Below are 19,334 nucleotides of genomic sequence, written 5' to 3' on the forward strand. Positions count from 1 at the left end.
GGTGCCGGGGCCGCGGTGGTGGTCGCCGCCCGCCGCCGCGCCGCCCTGGAGGAGAGCGTCGCCATGATTCAGCAGCAGGGTGGCCGGGCCGCCGCCCTGGAGGCGGATCTCGCCGATCCAACCGGGCTGGATGAGGCGGCGCAGCAGGCCGCGGAACCCTTCGGGACCGTGACCATCCTGGTCAATGCCGCCGGCGTCAATCTGCGTCAACCCATCGACGAGGTCGATCTGGCCTCCTGGCAACTGACTCTGCAACTGCACCTGGGCACGCCGTTCTTCCTGTCCCGCGCCCTGGTGCCCGGCATGCGTGACAAGGCCTATGGGCGCATCATCAACCTGGCCTCGCTGCAGTCCCAGCGCGCCTTTGCCAACAGCGCCCCCTACGGCGCCGGCAAGGGCGGTATCGTGCAGCTGACCCGGGCCATGGCGGAGGCCTGGTCCCGGGATGGCATCAACGTCAATGCCATAGCGCCGGGCTTCTTTCCCACCGAGCTGACCGCGCCGGTGTTCGACGACCCGCACACCGCCGAGGCCATGGCGGCCAGGACCGCCATCGGCCGCAACGGCACTCTCGAGGACATCGCCGGGCCCACGGTGTTTCTGGCCTCGCCGGCGGCGGGTTATGTCACCGGCCAGACGCTGTTCGTCGATGGCGGCTTTACCGCGCGGTGAATGTCTACTGCTCTTGAACGAGGAACCGAACATGCAAGCACTTTTCTACACCGGCCCGGAACGCCTTGAAATACGCGAGGCGGAAGACGCTCCCTTGGCGGCTGGCGAGTCCCGGGTCAGGATTCTCGCCACCGGCATCTGCGGCTCCGATCTGCATGCCTTCCATGGCCACGATCCTCGCCGGGTGCCACCCTTGATCCTCGGCCACGAGGCCGCGGGGGAAGTCACCGAGGGCCCGTTGGCGGGCAAGCGCGTAACCATGAATCCGTTGATCGTCTGCGGGCGCTGCGACTACTGCCTGGGCGGACGCCAGAACCTGTGCAGCGATCGCACCATGATCGGCATGACCCGGCCGGGAAGTTTCGCCGAATCCCTGACCATTCCCGACCACTGCCTGATCGAGCTGCCCGATAGTCTGTCGCCGGTGGCGGCCGCCCTGACCGAGCCCGCCGCCACCGCGTTGCACGGCATCCAGCGTCTCGAACGCGTGCTGGCGAGACCCCTGGCGGAAGCCACGGTACTGGTGATCGGTGCCGGTGCCGTGGGGCTTCTGACGGGCCTGATGCTGCGTCAGCGCGGCGTGCGTCATTTGAGGTTGGCGGACACCAATCCGCTACGCCGCCAGACCGCCGAGCACGCCGGATTGGAAACCTTCGACCCCCGCGATGCGGGGCCTGAGGAGAACGGTGTCGAAGCGGTCTTCGACTGTGTCGGTGCCGGGGCCACCCGGGCCATGGCGACGCATGCGGTGCGTCCCGGGGGTGCCATCATGCACGTCGGGCTGCAGGACAATACCGGCGAGCTGGATGTGCGCACCCTGACCCTGCAGGAGATCGCCTTCCTGGGCGCCTATACCTATACCCCCATTGATCTGAGAGCCACGGTGGCGCTGCTTGACTCCGGGGCATTGGGAGGGCTTGAGTGGGTGGAAACCCGTCCCTTGAACGAAGGCGCCGGGGCCTTCGCCGATCTGGTGGCGGGTCGCACTGCCGCCGCCAAGATCGTGCTGGTGCCGTGAAATTGGAATAAGAGCTGGAGCCATGCTGCAAAGTGGCCGGCGGCGCAATCTGCGCCATCGTTGCGTACGCTGGCCGCGGTCTGGATCGTCTCGCGTTCGAGAGGAGTGAGGTTGCCGGCTCCGAATCGTTGGCTATGAGGTTATGGGATGTCGGGACTCATGAAATGAAAGCCTTGGGAGCGATTGCCTGTTCAGGAAAAGCCCTGAGCAGTTTCTTGTCGCTGGTGACGAGCGGTATGTCGAATCGCTGTGCAAGTGCCACGAACTCACAGTCATAGGCGGAGCAGCCGGTTTTTTCCGCCAGTACAAGCACGGAAAGCGAGTCCAGCTCATACTCGTTCCCTGTCAGGAGCTTTTCCGCTTGGCCTTGAATCTGATAGGCCGTGGCGAGTTCGAGTAGTCCTTTTCGCATATACAAGGCGAGGATGTTGCGTAATTCGCTGCGCCATAGCCTCGGCACCAACCATTGAGCGTCCTTTTTCAGCACACCCTCGACGGCTTCGGTATGTTCGGTAGGCAGGTACAAGTAGGCGATGGTGTTGGTATCGGCAACGATCATCGGCGACCGTCGTTCTTGGCGTCGGTGATGTCGGCTTCGCTCAGCAAGCGGTCAGTATGTACTTGCTGACGCAACTCACGAGCCTTGTCCAGGTGCTGCTCCGGCGTGGCGTTTGACGGGAGCAGGGCGCGCTCCAGATAGATGATCAGCTCGCTATTGATACTCCGCCGATGCAGTGTTGCGGAGGCCTTGAGCCGATCATAGAGCTCATCGGGGATGTTTTTTACGGTCAGGGATGCCATGGCGCTTGCTCTAGTATGCACGAGTGCGATGGTTTCATTTTGGTTTCAGTGTGGTTTCTCGTCAAGAATATGGCGATGCCTTGCGAGTGAAATAGGCCGCAAAAACTAGCGTTGACGGAGTCTGCCCACGACCAGCTGCGCCACTTCCATCAGCATCTCGTTGTCGATGGGGTGGGCCAGGTCCAGCGCCAGGCTGTGACGATAGAAGGGACTGAGGTCCAGGCCCACGCCCAGGCCGCGAATCTCGACCTCGCCCTGGCGTTCCCGGCGGGCGATGACGTCCTTTAAATGGTTATCCAGGTAGAACGTGTCGTTGGCCAGATTGGTAGCGGTGTCCATGGGGCAGCCGTCGGAGATGACAATCAGGATGCGGCGCTGTTCGTCGCGCCCGAGCATGCGGTTGCAGGCCCAGTCCACCGCCTCGCCGTCGATGCCTTCGCGGTAGAGATCGTGCTTGAGCAGGGCGCCGATGTTGCGGCGCACCCGCCGCCAGCGCTGGACGGCTTCCTTGAAGACCAGATAGCGCACTTCATTGAGGCGCCCCGGGTTTTTCGGGCGTCCCTGGCCCATCCACTCCTTCTGGGCGCGGCCCCCGTTCCAGGCATTGGTGGTGAAACCGAGAATTTCCGTGGTCACGCCGGCCATTTCCAGGGCTCGGGTCAACAGATCCAGAAGTATGGCGGTGGATTCGCTGTAGGCCTTCATTGAGCCGGAACAGTCGATCAGAAAGCTGACCATGCTGTTGGCCTGGGGCTTGTACTGCTCGAGTCGAAACAGGCGGCGCTCCGCAGGGGAGGTGATCAACTGAGCCAGGCGACGGCCGTCGATGTAGCCTTCTTCTTCGCCGAAACTCCAGCCGTCGCGTTCGACGTTGCTAAGATGCGCGGTAAATAGCTGCGCCAGGCGGCGAATATTGATGCCAAGCTCAGCAATCTCCCTGTCCAGGCGCTGGCGATATTCATCGAGTTTAGCCGGACGCACCAGATCGGAGGCTGCGTCCTCACGATCGTAAGCGGTGGTAAAAACGCGATAGCGCTGCTCCGCATCATCGAAGACCTTGCTGTGACCGGATAGTGCCGTGGTAAAGCCTTCGCCGCCTTCCTCGTCGAAATCGAGAAAGAGCGCAAAGCCTTCCAACTCCTCGTCATTTTCCTCATCGTCGTCACCGCCCAGTGCTTCTCTGGCCTCGGTGACTCTTTCCGAGGTCACTCGGGCAATATTGAGCGCGTGTTCGGCGAAGGCGGCCTGGTCCTGACGATGACGCCGTAGCCCGGCCAGATCCGCACCGATGATCGGCACCAGGCGCCCTCGGGTGGTTTCGATGAAATCGCCGGTCTCATCATCGAGCGGGCGTCCGGTAATGCGCGTCCAGCCGATCATGGCGATGGAAAAGATCAGCCGACCCACGACGCCTTCGGTCAGCCGAGACGTCTGAAAATCACGCGACCAGGCCTCGAAACGCTGATCCAGATTATGGGCCATGCCGGGCAGGCCCTTTGGCACCAGGGCCTCGACCCGCAATTGTTCCAGAAGCTCGAAGATCAGTCGCGCCACCGGGTCTTCCGGGCACAGCCGACGGTGCAGATCGATGTCGGAATGCATAAGACGCAGGGCAGTTGCATCCGCAACACCGCGATAGGCGGTGAAATCCAGATTGTCGTCATCCAGACGCAGATGAGGGGCGTGTATCGGCACTGGCTGGGCACGATGATGCAGGCGCTTGCCGCGATAATGCAGATCGCGCTCCCCGGTCATGGCCCGCAGAGAAGCGGCACACAGCTCCTCTATGTGCTGCTGGCGACGGGCCAGCTGCTGCGGAGTGGCCACTAAAACGTATCCTGGTTGTTCTGGTAGGACTCGTCGAGTTCTTCACCGAAACAGCGCTGATAGTATTCCGCCACGATGGGACGCTCGGCCTCGTCACACTTGTTCAAGAATGACAGGCGAAAGGCCCGCGACGGATTGCGAAAGATCTCGCAGTTCTCCGCCCAGGTGATCACCGTGCGCGGCGACATCAGGGTGGACAGGTCGCCGGCAGCAAAGCCCTTGCGGGTCAGATCCGCTACTTCGACCATCGAGTCGATCAGCTTGCGTCCTTTCTCGTTGTTCTTGCTGGGTACACGAGCCAGGGTGATCTTCACCTCCTCGTCGTGGGGCAGGTAGTCGAGCTTGGCGACGATGTTCCAGCGGTCGATCTGGGCGTGGTTGAGCACCTGGGTGCCGTGGTACATGCCGTCGAGATTGCCCAGACCGACGGTGTTGGCGGTGGCGAAAAGGCGGAAGTAGGGATGGGGATGAATCACCCGGTTCTGATCCAGTAAAGTGAAGTTGCCATCGCGCTCGAGAATGCGCTGGATGACGAACATCACGTCCGGCCGCCCGGCGTCGTATTCGTCGAAGATCAGCGCCACGGGTCGCTGCAGCGACCAGGGCACGATGCCTTCCTGGAATTCCGTGACCTGCAGGCCGTCGCGCACCACGATGGTGTCCTTGCCGACCAGATCGAGACGGCTGATATGGCCATCCAGATTGACTCGCAGGCAAGGCCAGTTCAATCGCGCCGCCACCTGTTCGATATGGGTCGATTTGCCGGTACCGTGAAGCCCCTGAACCATCACTCGACGGTTGCGGGTAAAGCCGGCGAGTATCGCCAAGGTCACATCCGGATTGAAGCGATAGGCGGTGTCGATTTCCGGGACATGGTCGCCGCGCTCGCTGAAAGTGGGCACCTCCAGGTCGCTGTCGATATCGAAGAGCGTGCGCACGGACTGCATCTTGTCGGGCTTGGCATGTTGAAGCTCGGTCACGTCGGATCTCCTCGGGGGCGTCTTGAAAGCGCTGTATTGTAGAGCGCTACCTTGAGTCTAGATGAAAGCGTGAAGCATGGATGCAATCATAGCTTTGTTTCTAAAAAACATGCAAATCGTATCGTTTTTTGAAACTATTTGACTGCAAAGGTTGGTTTTGGCTAATGAGAACCTGACGAATGAATGACTTTCTGATTATCGGTGGTGGTGTCATTGGCATGATGACGGCCTGGCAGCTGGCGGATGCGGGTTATGGCGTGACGCTGGTCGAACGCGGGCAGTGCGGTCGCGAGGCTTCCTGGGCTGGCGGCGGTATCGTCTCGCCGCTTTATCCCTGGCGTCATCCCGAGTCGATCTCGCGGTTGTCGCGCTGGTCCGAAGGCTATTATCCCGAGCTTGCCGAGCGTTTGCTCGCCGATACGGGGATCGATCCGGAATACCGCCAGAGGGGGCTGCTTTACTTACGTGTGGAGGATGAGGCCGAGGCCATGGAATGGGCGCAGCGACTGGACAAACCACTGGAGCGTGTCGATGCCCGTTTTTTGTATGAAAAGGAGCCGAATCTGGCAGCGGGCTTCAATGATGCGCTGTGGATGCCGACCCTGGGCAGCATCCGTAATCCCCGCCTGGGCCAGGCGCTGCGGGCCAAGCTGCAGTCACTTCCTCAAGTGACCCTTCGCGAACATGTGTCGGTCGAGCGGCTGAGTCGGAAGGATAGTGGTATCCAGGTAGATACCGGTGAAGGTCCGTTGACCGCGGGGAGGGTCATACTGTGTGGCGGTGCCTGGACCGGCCAGCTCTTGAAGACCCTCGGGCTGGATCTACCTATCCATCCGGTCAAGGGGCAGATGATGGTGTTCAAGACGCCACGCATGCCGGACGGGCGTTTGTTGATCGAGCGGGTGGTGCTGGCGGATGGACGTTATCTGATTCCGCGGGCCGATGGGCGCGTACTGATCGGCTCGACCCTGGAACACGCCGATTTCGACAAGACCCCGACGCAACAGGCGTACGCATCGCTCTATGAAAGCGCTGTCGCCATGCTGCCGGCCTTGGCAACCTGTGAAGTTGAACATCACTGGGCTGGGCTGCGCCCGGGATCTCCGGCCGGAGTGCCGTTCATCGGCGAGGTGCCGGGTGTGGAAGGGATGTTCGTCAATGCCGGGCATTATCGCAACGGGCTGGTGCTGGCCCCGGCGGCGACGCGTTTGCTGGTGGACCAGTTATTAGGACATGAACCGATCCTCGATCCAACACCCTATCGGTGGTGATCGGGGCTGGCCCAACAAGTGCCTTCTATCTGGTGCTAGGTGTTTTCAACGTGCCACGACTACCCTTATGAGATGAGGGCAGCATAGTGGCCGTGGGCCGCGAATGCCTATTTTCATGAATAACCACTTACACGCCAGGAGCACGCCATGAGTCAACTCGACGTCGATTTCCTCAAAGCCTTCAGCCAGGCCCTCAACGATCACGATATCGATGCCGTCATGTCGATGATGACCGATGACTGTGAATTTCATGCTATTGCCGGACCGGATCTGATGGGCAAGACATTCAAGGGCCAGGATGAAGTGCGCCAGGGGCTCGAGGGTGCCTGGAAGAATGCACCGGATGCGCAGTGGGTCGACGGTGAGCATTACGTGATCGGCGATCACGGCTTCTCCGAAACCACTTACAAGGGCACCACCACCGATGGCGTTCGTTCTGAAGCCCGTATGATCGACGCCTTCACCTTCCGCGACGGCAAGATCGCGGTGAAGAATGCATTCCGCAAGAATCGTCCGCCCCTCAATCAAGGCGCCTGATAAACCACGCTAAAGTAATCGTTGAATAAATCGTCGAACGAGATAAGCAGGCGTCGCTACGCTGCAAGGCGCACGGAGCGCAGAAGACGAGACATAACATTGGGTTAGGCGAGTTTTCTAGCACCGCGCAACGCAGCAATTCGGTCGCGTAGGCATTTATACAGTGATTACTTCAAGACATCCCTATTCTGAGGAGTCCGATCATGGATACAACAACACAGGCAAGCGCGGCCGGCGGCCGTAGCACCGCCCCTTCACAGCCATATGATCCGGCCTACGATCCTTTGAAGAGCGCGACCCCGGGCCAGGGGCGAGAATATGCGCCCACCTATTGGATCGGGACCGCGGGCGAGCCACCGGAGGACGATGGCCCCGTCACTCAGGACATGGATGTCGATGTCGTCATCATCGGCTCGGGTTTCACCGGATTGACTGCCGCTATCTTTCTAGCCCAGGAGCACGGCATCAAGGCGACGGTGCTGGAAGCCAACCGCTCCAGTTGGGGCTGTAGTACCCGCAACGGGGGGCAGGCGCAGTGTGCGTCGGGTCGCTTGAAGCGCTCTCAATGGATCGAGCGCTGGGGTCTGGACACTGCACTGAAGATGCACGCCGAATGTATCGACGGCATGAACACCTTCAAGGAGTTGATCAAGGATATCGACTGCGAGCCGCAGCACGGCGGCCATCTGTATCTGGCGCATCGCGACAAGGTCATGTCGAAGTTGGAAAAGGAGGCCAAGCTGCTGCGTGAGACATTCGATTACGATGCGCAGATACTCGATGCCGATACGGTCAAGCGTGACTGGGTAAACGATACCGAAGCCGCCGGTGCGATGCACGAGCCGGAAGGCATCGGCATTCATGCGGGTAAACTGGCCTTCGGTTATCACAGGAAAGCCCGGGCGCTCGGCGTCAAGATCCATCCGGCCAGTCCGGTTCAGGGATGGGAGACACGCAATGGCGTGCACTATCTGAAGACCCCGGGGGGCACCGTCAAGGCGCGTGCGGTAGGCATCGCCACCGGTGGTTATACGTCCCAGAGTCTGCATCCGGAGCTCAAGAATCGTCTGCTACCGATCCTCTCCAACTCGCTGGTCACGCGGCCACTGACGGAGCAGGAACTGGAGGCCTGTAATTTCAAGACCAAGCAGGTGATCACCGATACTCGGATATTGCGCCATTACTATCGCCGCTTGCCGGATAACCGGGTGCAGATTGGTAGTCGTAGCGCCATCTCGGGCAAGGACGCGCCGGCCAAGAAATTCGAGGATATGTTGATCCGTGATCTATACCGCAAGTTCCCGCCACTCGAAGGCATCCAGATCGATTATTCCTGGTGGGGGTGGGTTGATGTCAGCCACGACATGATGCCGCGCATCTATCAGCCCGACGCCAGTCAGACGATTTATTACGCCTTGGGTTATGGCGGTAATGGTGTGATGTATTCGGCCCAGGCCGGAAAGCGAATGGCACAATGGATTGCCGGTCAGGGACAGGAGCTTGACCTGCCGATCTTCAATTCGCGCCTGCCGTTCCCCAATCTGCGCGAGAAGGTCGAAGCCGAGGTGTTTGCGCCATTTCGTCGTATCGGCCAGCGCTTCCTGTATCGCTGGTACCATTTGCAGGACGAAGTGCTTTAAGCTGCGAGACGAAGCGCCTCAAGCTCGATCAAGTGATCCATGACCAAACCGGCTTTCCGAAAGGAAGCCGGTTTTTGTTGTTATTCACGGTTCAATGCGCTGGCTGAGCCTCACATCGTATCGGCAAGAATCGCCTGGGGGATCAGTCGCGCCAGCTGCTCGATTCCTCGTTCGATGCGCTCTTCCGCAATCGCCCCAAAGCCCAACCGGAAATATTCACCTTGAGGCTCATCGAAGAAGTGCAGATTGCCACGTTCGATGAGGATGCTCTGCTTGCGTGCCAGCTCTCGCAACAGGTTGCAATCCAGGCCAGCAGGCCCCTTCACCCAGAAGCTGGCACCGCCAAAGGCGGAGGGGGTCGAGGCGTGGGGCATGTGGGTGGCCAGTGCCTCGCCCATACATTGCCAGCGGCGGTGATAGACGCGATGGATCTGACGCAGCAGGGCATCGTGATAACCGCGATCGAGAAACAGCGCCACAGCGCGCTGGTTATTGGTCGGGGGATGGCGCAGCATCAATCGGCGCAGTGCTCTGGCTTCACGGATCAGAGTGGGTGGACCAACCATATAGCCCACTCGCAACCCCGGTGCGAGAGTCTTGGACAGGCTGCCGACATAGATGACCCGCTGATGCTTGTCCAGGCTCTTGAGAGCCGGGGTAGGGTTGTCGAGATAGTTGGTTTCGCTCTCGTAGTCGTCCTCGATGATCAGGAAGTTGTCCTGTTCCGCCATGTCGAGCAGCTCGCGCCGCCGCGTAAGCGGCATGGTGACCGTCGTGGGTGACTGATGGCTGGGAGTGACATAGATGAGATCGCAGGTGCTGATCTGCGCTTCCAGGCGCATGCCTTGTTCATCCACCGGCAGCAGCAGGATGTCATCGGTGAAGATCGAGGCGATGTTGTGCATGTCGACATAGCCAGGATTTTCCATGCCGAAACGGCGGCCCCGCTTGAGCAGCAGCATGCTGATGAGCCAGAGTGCCTGCTGGGCGCCCACCGTCACGAGGATTTCTTCGGGGGCTGCCCATACACCGCGTCTCGGCAGCAGGCGTGTGCGGATCTGCTTGATGAGCAAAGGGTCGTCATCGTTGAGATGATCCACCGCCCAGCTACGAATGGCCGGTACGCTCATGGAGTCGCGGCTACATTCTCGCCAGTGTTGAGTTGGAAAGAGTTCCGGGTCGATCTGACCGTAGATGAAGGGGTATTCGTAACACGGCCAGTCGTTGGGTTTGTTGATGGTTGCCTGGCGAGAAGGATGCATGGTCAAGAGCTCCTCCCAGGCCAGATGTTCGGCATCGATGTCGTTGAGGCGTTCAGGTCGCGCAGCATGCCCTTTTAGAATCTCGGGATTGACGAAATAACCGCTGCGGCTCTTGGCCATCAAGTAGCCGCTGTCGAGCAACTGCTCATAGACCACCATCACGGTATTGCGCGCAATACCCAGCTCCTGAGCCAGCTTGCGACTCGAAGGCAGGGCCTTGTTCACCGGAATATGGCCATCGAGGATGGCGCGGGCTATCTGCTCGCGCAGCTGTTGCTGCAGAGTGATCGTTAACGTGGGATCAAGATGAAAAAGCAGTTGGTTCATGATCGTCGCCCGAGAGCCGGTCGTGACGGCACCTCATTGTTAGTCAAAATACTGGTCTCCATTGTGCCATTGCTGACGCTGTCTGTAGGTCGGTTTGGTAAGAAATATGTCGCTTCAGCCGTTTTCTTGCATGTCTGCCCGTACGACTTAAGTCAAAGTTCCGCTTTTTGCCAGACAATGAACATGTTGAATTGCGGTGAATTATACAAACTGGCCCAAAACGAATCGACGAACTGGCCCTGTTGATGATCCCTGCGTCTGGAGGACAGTGGATGGCGTGGTGTCGGCGAGTGGTGACTGCATAGACAGACTTATCCGCTGCCGATGATCCGTCGTTTGGTGAAAAGTCGAAAATAAAGATGATTAAACGGCGATGGATAACGAATAAAGCCGCTATGACTATTCGATCCGTCAATAAGAAAAATGCCTAGTTTAGAGCTGTTTTTTCTCAGGATCGTATTTGCCAAGAAATAATGGTGCTTTTAAGCACCGTCTGGACAAAAACAACGTTGGGAGTATGTCATGAAGTCAACAAAACTGATGTTGCCTGCCGCCATTACCATCGCTGGTCTAGCGCTCAGCGGTAATGCACTGGCGCAGAACTGGAAGCTGGCGACCGGGGACGCTGCGGGGGGAACTCAGTATGAGCTTGCCACTAAGTTCGCCGAGTTGATCGAAGAAAAGACCGGTGGCGAGACCACGGCCGATATCTTCCCTAATAGTCAGTTGGGAAGCGAGCAGGATACCGTCAACAATGCCAGCATGGGGATGCTTGATCTATCGATAGTGGCGATCAACAACATCACTCCTTTCTCGCCCACTGTCGGGGTATTAACGCTGCCCTACGTCATCCAGAATGCCGAGGATGCCAAGAAGCTGACCCAAGGCGATATCGGCAAGCAACTGACCGAAAATACCATTCGTGATGCGGGTGTGCGTATCCTGGGCTGGGCCTACTCCGGCTGCCGCCGCCTGACCAACTCTGCCAAGGCCGTCGAAAAGCCCGCTGATCTCGACGGTTTGGTCATCCGCGTACCCAAGAACGAGATCATGATCGCTGCCTATCAGGCCTGGGGAATCAATCCCAACCCGCTGGCCTGGTCGGAAACCTTTACCGCCCTGCAGCAGGGGGTCGTCGATGGTCAGGACAACCCTTACATCACCATCGATGCCATGAAGTTCTACGAAGTGCAAGATCATGTCACCGACAGTTGTTACATCTTCTCTCTCGAGCCGCTGATCATGGGTGAAGGGCAGTTCCAGAGCCTGGATCCGGAGATGCAGGAAGCCGTACTCGCCGCCGGCCAAGAAGCCACCGAGCACAGCTACGATTATCTCATCGAAACCGAGGATTCCATCAAGAAGAAACTGGTCGATGAGCATGGCATGACCATCACCCAGCCTGCCAACGACGAGAAGGAGTGGATCGAACAGGCCACCCAGATCTGGCCGCAGTTCTACGACAGCATCGGCGGCAAGGAAAAACTCGATGAGGCGCTACAAGCCTTGGGCCGCGAACCAGCCCCTGCGGGATAATAGTCTGCAAGTAGGTAGCATGCAGCACATCCTGCACCGACCCTCTCGAGTCGGTGCAGGCCTCAGTTAGTCAAAACACTGGTCACCATTGCGCCATCGCTGATCCTGTCTGCAGGCCGTACCGGTAAGAAAAATGTCGCCTCGATCGTTTTTCTGTATGCCTATTCATGCTACTTAAGTCAAAAATTCGTCACCCGCCAGACAATGAACCTGTTGAATTACGGTGAATTTTACAAGCTGGACCAAAACGAACCGATGAACTGGCCCTGTTGATGATCCCTGCGTCTAGAGGACAGTGAATGACGTGGTGTCAGCGGATGGTGACTGTATAGCCAGGCATGTTCGCTGCCGATGGTCTATCGTTTAGTAGAAAGCCGATAATGAAGGTGACTAAACGGCAACGGATGACTAATAAAGCCACTATGACTATCGGTCCATTGCTCAAGAGAAATACCAAGGCTGAAGCTGTGTCTTCTAGGACCGTATTTACCCAGAAATGATGGTGTTTTATGACACCGTCTGGACAAAAACAACGTTGGGAGTATGTCATGAAATTAACAAAACTGATGTTGCCTGCCGCCATTTCCGTCGCCAGTCTTGCGCTGAGTGGCAATGTCTTGGCACAAACTTGGAAGATGGCTGTCGGCGACGCCGCCGGGGGGACTCAATATGAGCTCGCCACTAAATTCGCCGAGTTGATCGAAGAAAAGAGCGATGGCGATATCACGGTCGATATCTTCCCTAACGGCCAGTTGGGCAGCGAACAGGATACGGTCAACAACGCCAGCATGGGGCTGCTGGACCTGTCGATCCTGGCCATCAACAACATTACGCCGTTTTCTCCTACCGTGGGTGTGATGACCCTGCCTTATGTGATTCAGGACGCCGAGGATGCCAAGAAGCTCACTCAGGGCAAAATCGGCGATCAGATGACGGAAAACACCATTCGTGATGCGGGCGTGCGCATTCTCAGCTGGTCCTACGCCGGCTGTCGTCGCCTGACCAACTCCGAGAGGCCTATCGAAAAGCCCGAAGATCTCGAGGGTCTTGTCATTCGGGTGCCCAAGAACGAAATCATGATCGCCGCCTATCAGGCCTGGGGCGTCAACCCGAATCCCTTGGCCTGGACTGAAACCTTTACCGCTCTCCAGCAAGGCGTGGTCGATGGGCAGGACACTCCCTACATCACCATCGATGCCATGAAATTCTACGAGGTACAGAATCACGTTACCGACAGCTGCTACGTGTTCTTGCTCGAACCTCTGATCATGGGTGAAGGGCAGTTCCAGAGCCTAAGCCCCGAGATGCAGGAAGCCGTACTCGCCGCCGGCCAAGAAGCCACCGAGCACAGCTACGACTATCTCATCGAAACCGAGGACGCCATCAAGAAGAAACTGGTCGATGAGCATGGCATGACCATTACCCAGCCCGCCAATGATGAAAAAGAGTGGATCGAACAGGCCACCCAGGTCTGGCCACAGTTCTACGACAGCATCGGCGGCAAGGAAAAACTCGACGAGGCGCTACAAGCCTTGGGTCGTGAGCCAGCTCCTGCCGGATGATTCTTGGTAAGCATTCGCTATAAACCAAAGCCTGCACCGACTCTTAAAAGTCGGTGCAGGCGTCAGTGAGCAAGAAAGATCGGGATTGTCGATCCCGCCAAGCGCAGGGGCCACTCGTCATGAAGCGTATAACACTGCATGTTCTCAACAACCTGGAAAACTACATATGCCAGTTTCTCCTGGTCACGTTCGTCGTCATTCTCTTTGCGCAAATCGTGTTGAGAAACCTTTTCAGCTACTCACTGGCCTGGGGTGACGAGCTAGCGACCTATGCCTTTGTCTGGTTTGCCTATCTGGGGGCGGTTTACGCGGCGAAGATGGCAGCTCACAACCGGGTCACCTTCCAGTTCAAGTTCTTGCCCAAGTGGGTCGAGACCTTCTGCCTTCTTCTGACCGATGTCATCTGGATCGCATTCAATGCCGTATTCATCTACCTGAGCTACGACTTCGTCTTCAACAAGATGAATCTTTTCTGGAAATCCCAGACGCTCGGTGTGCCGATGAAGTATTTCTACCTGATCCTACCCATTGCCTTTCTGGCGATGACGTTTCGTATCATTCAAAACGACTATCTGAAATACGTGAAGAAGGTAAATCTGGTCGATCCTGAAACCGAGGAAGTGGAAAAGATGAAGCGCTCCAACCCTACGGATGACTCCCACAACAGCAAACAGGAGCGCTGAGCCATGACCGATACCATCATCGTCTACATTCTGTTCGGTGCTTTTCTGCTGTTACTGCTGCTGGGGGCTCCCATCACGGTCTCGCTGGGCGTGGCAGCGCTGATTACTTATCTTTCCATCGGCGAAAACCCCATGGCTTTCGTGCAGATGGCGTTCACCTCCGTGGGCTCCTTCCCCTTGATGGCATTACCCGCCTTCATTCTTGCAGGGGCGCTGATGGAGGCGGCGGGGATCTCGAAACGTCTGGTGGATATCGCCGAGGCCTTTGCCGGACCCGTCACCGGCGGTTTGGCCGCTGCTACCGTGTTTGCCTGTATGTTCTTCGGCGCCATTTCCGGTTCAGGACCGGCAACGACCGCCGCGGTCGGCATGCTGATGATCCCTGCCATGGCCAATCGAGGCTACGACCGCGCTTACGGCTCGGCGGTTACCGCCTCGTCCGGGGGGCTTGGCGTGGTCATTCCACCCTCCATTCCCATGGTCATCTTCGGTATTTCGGGTATGGGGCTGCAACCTCCGCCCGAGGCGGTGGCACTGCACGGCTCGTTCCAGACTCTGTCGATCCCTAAGCTGTTCATCGCCGGTATCTTCCCCGGTGTGGTCATCGCCACCTGCCTGCTGACCATCAACTATTTCATTTCGCGCAAGAAGGGCTATCGCGGCCTGACGGATCAATGGTCCTTCCCCCATATCCGCACGACGCTGCGTAAGGGCGTGTGGTCGATACTGGCACCGATCATCATCCTTGGCGGCATCTACACGGGGCTGTTCACGCCGACGGAATCGGCTATCGTGGCGATCGCCTATACTCTGGTGGTGGGTATCTTCCTGCACAAGGAACTCAAGTGGAAACCCGCCATGCGCACCCTGGAGACGACGACCTGGATCACCGGTCGGGTACTGCTGATCTTGTTCACCGCGACCGTCTTCGGCCGACTGCTGGTGGAACAGCGGGTGCCGGCGCACATCGCCGAGGCCATGCTGTCCTTCACCGACAACCTTTATCTGATCTGGGCGATGATCATCGTCTTCCTGTTATTCGTCGGCATGTTCATGGAGACCCTGGCGGCCATCATGATCCTGACGCCGGTGCTGTTGCCCATCATGTACATGCTGGGAGTGGACCCGGTACAGGTCGGCATCGTCGTGGTTTGCGCCCTGGCCATCGGCTTCCAGACGCCGCCCTTGGGGGAGAACCTGTTCGTGGCCTCCGGAATAGGGGGCGCCTCGATCGAGGAGATCTCGCTCAAGGCCTTGCCCTTTGCCGCCGGCTCGATATTTGCCGTGTTCATCATTGCCTACTTCCCCGAGATATCCTTGTGGTTGCCGAGGATGATGGGGTATTAGGAGTGGGCGTTGTTCGACTCGACGCCGGGCCAATCTGATGCTGTGAGGAGGGGACATGGAACATCGAATCGCGAGTATTCTCTGCTGTGTGGGGTTGCGTGGCGACTCTAATGGCGTGCTGGAGCAGTCGACACGACTGGCGTTGACCACCGGTGCCGAGTTGCATGTATTGCATGTGGTCAAGCCTTTGGCCGAGGACGTGATGAATACGCTCAAGGCCAATATTCGTAACCAGGAGTCACTGGAAGGCTTCATGCGTCAGCGTATCGACATGGCCCGGGAGCAACTGCAGACCAAGCTCGATGAGTTTTTCCAGCATCATCCCGACGATCAGCAGGCACTAGCCTCACGTGTCGTCAGTCTCGAGGTACTCGAAGGCTATCCGGCCTCCGTAATCAATGAGGTCGCGGCGAAGCAGTCGCATGATTTCATCGTGATTGCAGCCAACAAGCACGGCCTGACGGCTTCTTACGCAGGCAAAGTGGCCAAGGGCGTGCTAAAGCGTTCGCATATTCCTGTGATCGTGGTGCCGGGGCCAGCATAACGAAGAAAGCGCAGAAAAAGAGTGAAGACAGGGTGAGGCCAGGCGCCGAGCGTCGCACCTCCAAGGCACTCCCTGACACGTTCAAGAAGTACTGACCGGTCGGTTTGGATACCGGCCGGTGATTTTATTGCAAAAGGTGATGTCATGGCTCAGCAAGATCCTAATTCTCAGCCCGAGAACGCGCTGAAGAAACATTTTCATCGCGTCGGGGGGCATCGTGCCGAGCGTATCTCCGAGCTCACGCCTGGGGTGCTGGTATGCGTGACCATCGCCTTGGCGACGACTTTCATCGCCGATCACTATGGTGGCCCGGTGATGCTCTATGCGCTGTTGTTCGGCATGTCGCTGCACTTTTTGTCCGAGGAAGGGCGTTGTCTGGCTGGCGTGGAATTCGCTTCGCGGACCATTCTGCGTATCGGTGTTGCCTTGCTTGGGGTACGTATCACCGTCGAACAGATCAGCGAGCTTGGGCTTGGTCCTATCGTCACGGTGATCGTCGGGGTCACTTCGACGATATTGGTAGGTTATGCGGTGGCCAGGATGCTTGGGTTACCCAAGGACTTAGGACTGCTTACCGGAGGCTCCGTGGCAATCTGCGGCGCTTCCGCGGCTCTGGCGCTCTCCGCGGCCATGCCGCGCCACGAGAATCACGAACGCAATACGATTCTTACGGTGGTAGCGGTAACCGCACTTTCCACGATGGCGATGGTGATCTATCCGCTGTTCGTCAGCGTGCTGGGCTTGAGTGATGATCAGGCCGGGATCTTCCTGGGCGGCACCATCCATGATGTGGCCCAGGTAGTGGGGGCGGGCTACATCATTTCACAGCATACCGGTGATGTGTCCACCTTCGTCAAACTGCTGCGCGTGGCCATGCTGGTACCGGCGGTGATGTGCTTTATCTTTATCTATCGTCAGCAGCGCCAGTCGGAAAATGCAGCAGGCGGCAAAGTGCCCATGCTGCCGACTTTCCTGGTTGGCTTCATCGTCATAGTGATTATCAATAGCTTCGGCGTTATCCCGCAGTTCGCCGTCGATGGGCTGACCGATCTATCGCGCTGGTGTCTGGTCACAGCGATTGCGGGTCTTGGGATAAAGACATCCTTCCAGAAACTCGCCGTCGTCGGCTGGAAACCAATCATCCTGATGGTGATCGAGACGCTCTTCCTGCTGGCACTGGTATTGGGCTTCATCTTCATCGGTGGCGTAGGAAGCTGAATGGAACGATAAGGATGGTATGAAAAAACCGCTGCCGGTCATTCCGACAGCGGTTTTTTTTGATAAAGGCCAGGGGTGGGATTATCCCATCACCAACTGGCTGGCCAGCATCCCACCCCCGATCAATAGCAGGAACAGGATCAGTGCCAGCACGAAGGGCTTGATTCCCAGGGCCTTGAGCTTCTCGATACGGGTTTCGAAACCCAGCGCTGCCATGGCCATGGTCAAGGCGATTTGCCCAGCCACTACTAGCCCCTGATGCAACGGAGCAGGTAGTGTGATGTAGCTGTTGGCAACCACCACGGCCAGAAAACCGAAAGCGAACCAAGGGATGACCAGGCCGCCGTTGGCGGTCATGGTGCCATCGCCTTGTGTCTCCGACTGGTTCCGCCGCATCCACCACTGCCCGATGATCAGCAGAAAGGGGACCAGCAACATGACGCGAACCAGCTTGACGATCACCGCGTTGGCCAGAGCCTGGCTACCTACTGCATCGCCGGCAGCCACCACCTGTGCGACTTCGTGAATCGTCGCGCCTATATAGATACCGAAAAGCCCTTCTTCCATGCCGCTGAAAGAGTAGAGCAGTGGATAGACAAGCATCGCCATGGAGCCGAACAGCACGACCGTGGCCACTGCCATGGAGGTAGCGGCAGGCCGTGAACGGATGGTAGTTTCCGTGGCGAGTACGGCAGCGGCCCCGCAGATGGCACTTCCGGCGCTGGTCAGCAGGGTGGTTTCGCTGTCCATACCCAGCAGGCGGGTACCAATCCAGTAACCGGCAAACAAGACGCTGACGATGACCAGAGTATCCAATACCAGTACCTTGGGGCCCAGACCAATGACCTGCTGCAGGGTCAGCGACAGACCGAACAGAACGATGCCGCTACGCAGCAGCCAGCGCGTGGCGAACTTGAGCCCAGGCCCAGAGCTTGAGGCGAGCCGTGCAGCGCCAGGCAGATTGCCGACGACGAGCCCCAGTAGTAGTGCGAACACCAGGGGGCTGATGCCGGTATCGGCAAGGCCAGGGATCAGGGTGAGGCCGAAACCGGCCAGCGTCAGCGCAATACAGATCGATAAACCTTGCCACATGGTGCCGTCTCCTTTTTGGTGGGTAGTGGTGACGAGGCTAAGGGCAAAAGCGCAAATCGATTAGCATGTAATAACGATATGCCAGTTCGGAAAAAACGATATGAACTCCAGCGTGACGTTGCGTCAGCTTCAGGTATTCGTGGCGGTCGCCCGTGGCGGCGCGGTCATTGCCGCCGCTCAGGACGTGCATCTTTCTCAGTCGGCCACCAGTCAGGCATTGGCGGACCTGGAGCGTCATCTCGACGTGGCGTTGTTCGACCGTCTCGGTCGACGTCTTTGGCTCAACGATGTGGGGCGGCGCCTGCTGCCTCGCGCCGAGCGCATGCTCGACGAGCTTGCTCAATTCATCGATGCCGCCAAGGAGCCTGAAGGGGTATTGCAGGGCACGCTCAGGGTAGCGGCCAGCGCGACGATAGGCACCTATCTATTGCCGACACTGGCAGGCCACTTCAGCGAACGCCATCCTCAGGTCGATCTGCAATTGCGGCTGCGAAATACCGGCGAGGTCGTGGACGATATCCTGCGTTTCAATGCGGATCTGGGATTGATCGAGGGACAATGCAGCGAGGCGCGGCTGACCAGCCAGCCTTGGCGCCAGGATGAAATGGTACTGGTCTGTGCGCCACACCATCCCTTGGCCAACAATGAGTATCTGGATGATGCAGCATTGCAGCAGGCGCAGTGGATTCTACGCGAACGTGGTTCGGGTACCCGGGCGATATTCGAGGCGGCGGTGCGGCATCATGTCGAGCGTCTGCGGGTGCGCATGGAACTCAGCCAGCATGAAGCGATCAAGCAGGCCGTACGGGCCGGGCTTGGCCTGGGGTGTCTGTCGCGGTTGAGTGTCGCCGGCGAACTAAGGCGCAAGGAACTGATTGCCCTCGAGAGCGACCTGGTCCTGCGCCGTACTTTTTCGCTGGTATGGCACCCGGAGCGCTACCGCAGTCCCTTATGGCAGGCCTTCAAGGTATTTCTGCTGGAAGCAGACTGATTCGTTTGGTTTTGCGCGGGCTCCCA

Annotated in this window: 18 protein-coding genes; 12 read left to right on the top strand and 6 right to left on the bottom strand. The window is 58.3% G+C overall.

The window, feature by feature from the left end; translation table 11 throughout:
• A partial coding sequence (locus ACPF7Z_RS18100) for an SDR family NAD(P)-dependent oxidoreductase (protein WP_425194640.1) occupies positions 1-672 on the top strand: 672 nt, incomplete at its 5' end.
• A gap of 31 nt (positions 673-703) precedes the next feature.
• A complete protein-coding gene (locus ACPF7Z_RS18105) occupies positions 704-1,690 on the top strand; it encodes an alcohol dehydrogenase catalytic domain-containing protein (protein WP_425194641.1) in 987 nt (328 codons plus the stop codon).
• Positions 1,691-1,847: 157 nt separating this feature from the next.
• Here ACPF7Z_RS18105 and ACPF7Z_RS18110 read toward each other — a convergent pair whose 3' ends face one another.
• From ACPF7Z_RS18110 to ACPF7Z_RS18125, 4 genes are all read right to left on the bottom strand, one after another.
• On the bottom strand, positions 1,848-2,249 hold the full coding sequence (locus tag ACPF7Z_RS18110) for a type II toxin-antitoxin system VapC family toxin (protein WP_425194642.1): 402 nt from the start codon (positions 2,247-2,249) through the stop codon (positions 1,848-1,850).
• Positions 2,246-2,491, bottom strand: a complete 246-nt coding sequence (locus tag ACPF7Z_RS18115) for a FitA-like ribbon-helix-helix domain-containing protein (RefSeq protein WP_425194643.1) — start codon at positions 2,489-2,491, stop codon at positions 2,246-2,248. The genes ACPF7Z_RS18110 and ACPF7Z_RS18115 overlap by 4 nt, the downstream gene beginning before the upstream one ends.
• A gap of 105 nt (positions 2,492-2,596) precedes the next feature.
• Positions 2,597-4,318 carry a cobaltochelatase CobT-related protein gene (locus ACPF7Z_RS18120; RefSeq protein WP_425194644.1) on the bottom strand — a complete coding sequence of 574 codons (1,722 nt, stop codon included), beginning with the start codon at positions 4,316-4,318 and terminating at the stop codon, positions 2,597-2,599.
• A complete protein-coding gene (locus ACPF7Z_RS18125; protein WP_425194645.1) occupies positions 4,318-5,298 on the bottom strand; it encodes an AAA family ATPase in 981 nt (326 codons plus the stop codon). The genes ACPF7Z_RS18120 and ACPF7Z_RS18125 overlap by 1 nt, the downstream gene beginning before the upstream one ends.
• A gap of 179 nt (positions 5,299-5,477) precedes the next feature.
• On the opposite strand from ACPF7Z_RS18125, the gene thiO reads away from it, so the two are divergent.
• The 3 genes from thiO to ACPF7Z_RS18140 all read left to right on the top strand — a co-directional run bounded on the left by thiO (position 5,478) and on the right by ACPF7Z_RS18140 (position 8,746).
• Positions 5,478-6,569 carry a glycine oxidase ThiO gene (gene thiO, locus ACPF7Z_RS18130; RefSeq protein ID WP_425194646.1) on the top strand — a complete coding sequence of 364 codons (1,092 nt, stop codon included), beginning with the start codon at positions 5,478-5,480 and terminating at the stop codon, positions 6,567-6,569.
• Between the two features lie 147 nt (positions 6,570-6,716).
• On the top strand, positions 6,717-7,106 hold the full coding sequence (locus tag ACPF7Z_RS18135; RefSeq protein ID WP_425194647.1) for a nuclear transport factor 2 family protein: 390 nt from the start codon (positions 6,717-6,719) through the stop codon (positions 7,104-7,106).
• Between the two features lie 203 nt (positions 7,107-7,309).
• Positions 7,310-8,746 carry an NAD(P)/FAD-dependent oxidoreductase gene (locus ACPF7Z_RS18140; protein ID WP_425194648.1) on the top strand — a complete coding sequence of 479 codons (1,437 nt, stop codon included), beginning with the start codon at positions 7,310-7,312 and terminating at the stop codon, positions 8,744-8,746.
• Between the two features lie 110 nt (positions 8,747-8,856).
• Here the strand turns inward: ACPF7Z_RS18140 and ACPF7Z_RS18145 are convergent, their stop codons facing one another.
• A complete protein-coding gene (locus tag ACPF7Z_RS18145) occupies positions 8,857-10,335 on the bottom strand; it encodes a PLP-dependent aminotransferase family protein (RefSeq protein ID WP_425194649.1) in 1,479 nt (492 codons plus the stop codon).
• A 522-nt stretch (positions 10,336-10,857) separates the two neighbouring features.
• Here ACPF7Z_RS18145 and ACPF7Z_RS18150 point away from each other — a divergent pair.
• The 6 genes from ACPF7Z_RS18150 (at position 10,858) to ACPF7Z_RS18175 (ending at position 17,225) form a co-directional block, all read left to right on the top strand.
• A complete protein-coding gene (locus ACPF7Z_RS18150; RefSeq protein WP_425194650.1) occupies positions 10,858-11,871 on the top strand; it encodes a TRAP transporter substrate-binding protein in 1,014 nt (337 codons plus the stop codon).
• A 548-nt stretch (positions 11,872-12,419) separates the two neighbouring features.
• Positions 12,420-13,433 carry a TRAP transporter substrate-binding protein gene (locus ACPF7Z_RS18155; RefSeq protein ID WP_425194651.1) on the top strand — a complete coding sequence of 338 codons (1,014 nt, stop codon included), beginning with the start codon at positions 12,420-12,422 and terminating at the stop codon, positions 13,431-13,433.
• Between the two features lie 119 nt (positions 13,434-13,552).
• On the top strand, positions 13,553-14,116 hold the full coding sequence (locus ACPF7Z_RS18160) for a TRAP transporter small permease (protein WP_425194652.1): 564 nt from the start codon (positions 13,553-13,555) through the stop codon (positions 14,114-14,116).
• A 3-nt stretch (positions 14,117-14,119) separates the two neighbouring features.
• On the top strand, positions 14,120-15,463 hold the full coding sequence (locus ACPF7Z_RS18165) for a TRAP transporter large permease (protein ID WP_425194653.1): 1,344 nt from the start codon (positions 14,120-14,122) through the stop codon (positions 15,461-15,463).
• Positions 15,464-15,518: 55 nt separating this feature from the next.
• Positions 15,519-16,007: a universal stress protein gene (locus tag ACPF7Z_RS18170; protein WP_425194654.1), complete on the top strand. Its 489-nt coding sequence runs from the start codon at positions 15,519-15,521 to the stop codon at positions 16,005-16,007.
• Between the two features lie 144 nt (positions 16,008-16,151).
• The gene (locus ACPF7Z_RS18175) at positions 16,152-17,225 is read left to right on the top strand and encodes a YeiH family protein (protein ID WP_425194655.1); all 1,074 of its coding nucleotides are present in this window, start codon (positions 16,152-16,154) and stop codon (positions 17,223-17,225) included.
• 81 nt (positions 17,226-17,306) lie between these two features.
• On the opposite strand, the gene ACPF7Z_RS18180 is transcribed toward ACPF7Z_RS18175, so the two are convergent.
• Positions 17,307-18,317 (bottom strand): YeiH family protein, encoded by a 1,011-nt coding sequence (locus ACPF7Z_RS18180; RefSeq protein WP_425194656.1) that lies wholly within the window; start codon positions 18,315-18,317, stop codon positions 17,307-17,309.
• A gap of 100 nt (positions 18,318-18,417) precedes the next feature.
• Between ACPF7Z_RS18180 and ACPF7Z_RS18185 the strand changes: the two genes are divergently transcribed.
• The gene (locus ACPF7Z_RS18185; protein ID WP_425194657.1) at positions 18,418-19,308 is read left to right on the top strand and encodes a LysR substrate-binding domain-containing protein; all 891 of its coding nucleotides are present in this window, start codon (positions 18,418-18,420) and stop codon (positions 19,306-19,308) included.
• The last annotated feature ends 26 nt before the right edge of the window (positions 19,309-19,334 follow it).

Source organism: Halomonas sp. GXIMD04776 (genome assembly GCF_049808615.1).
In the GTDB taxonomy this organism is placed as follows: domain Bacteria; phylum Pseudomonadota; class Gammaproteobacteria; order Pseudomonadales; family Halomonadaceae; genus Modicisalibacter.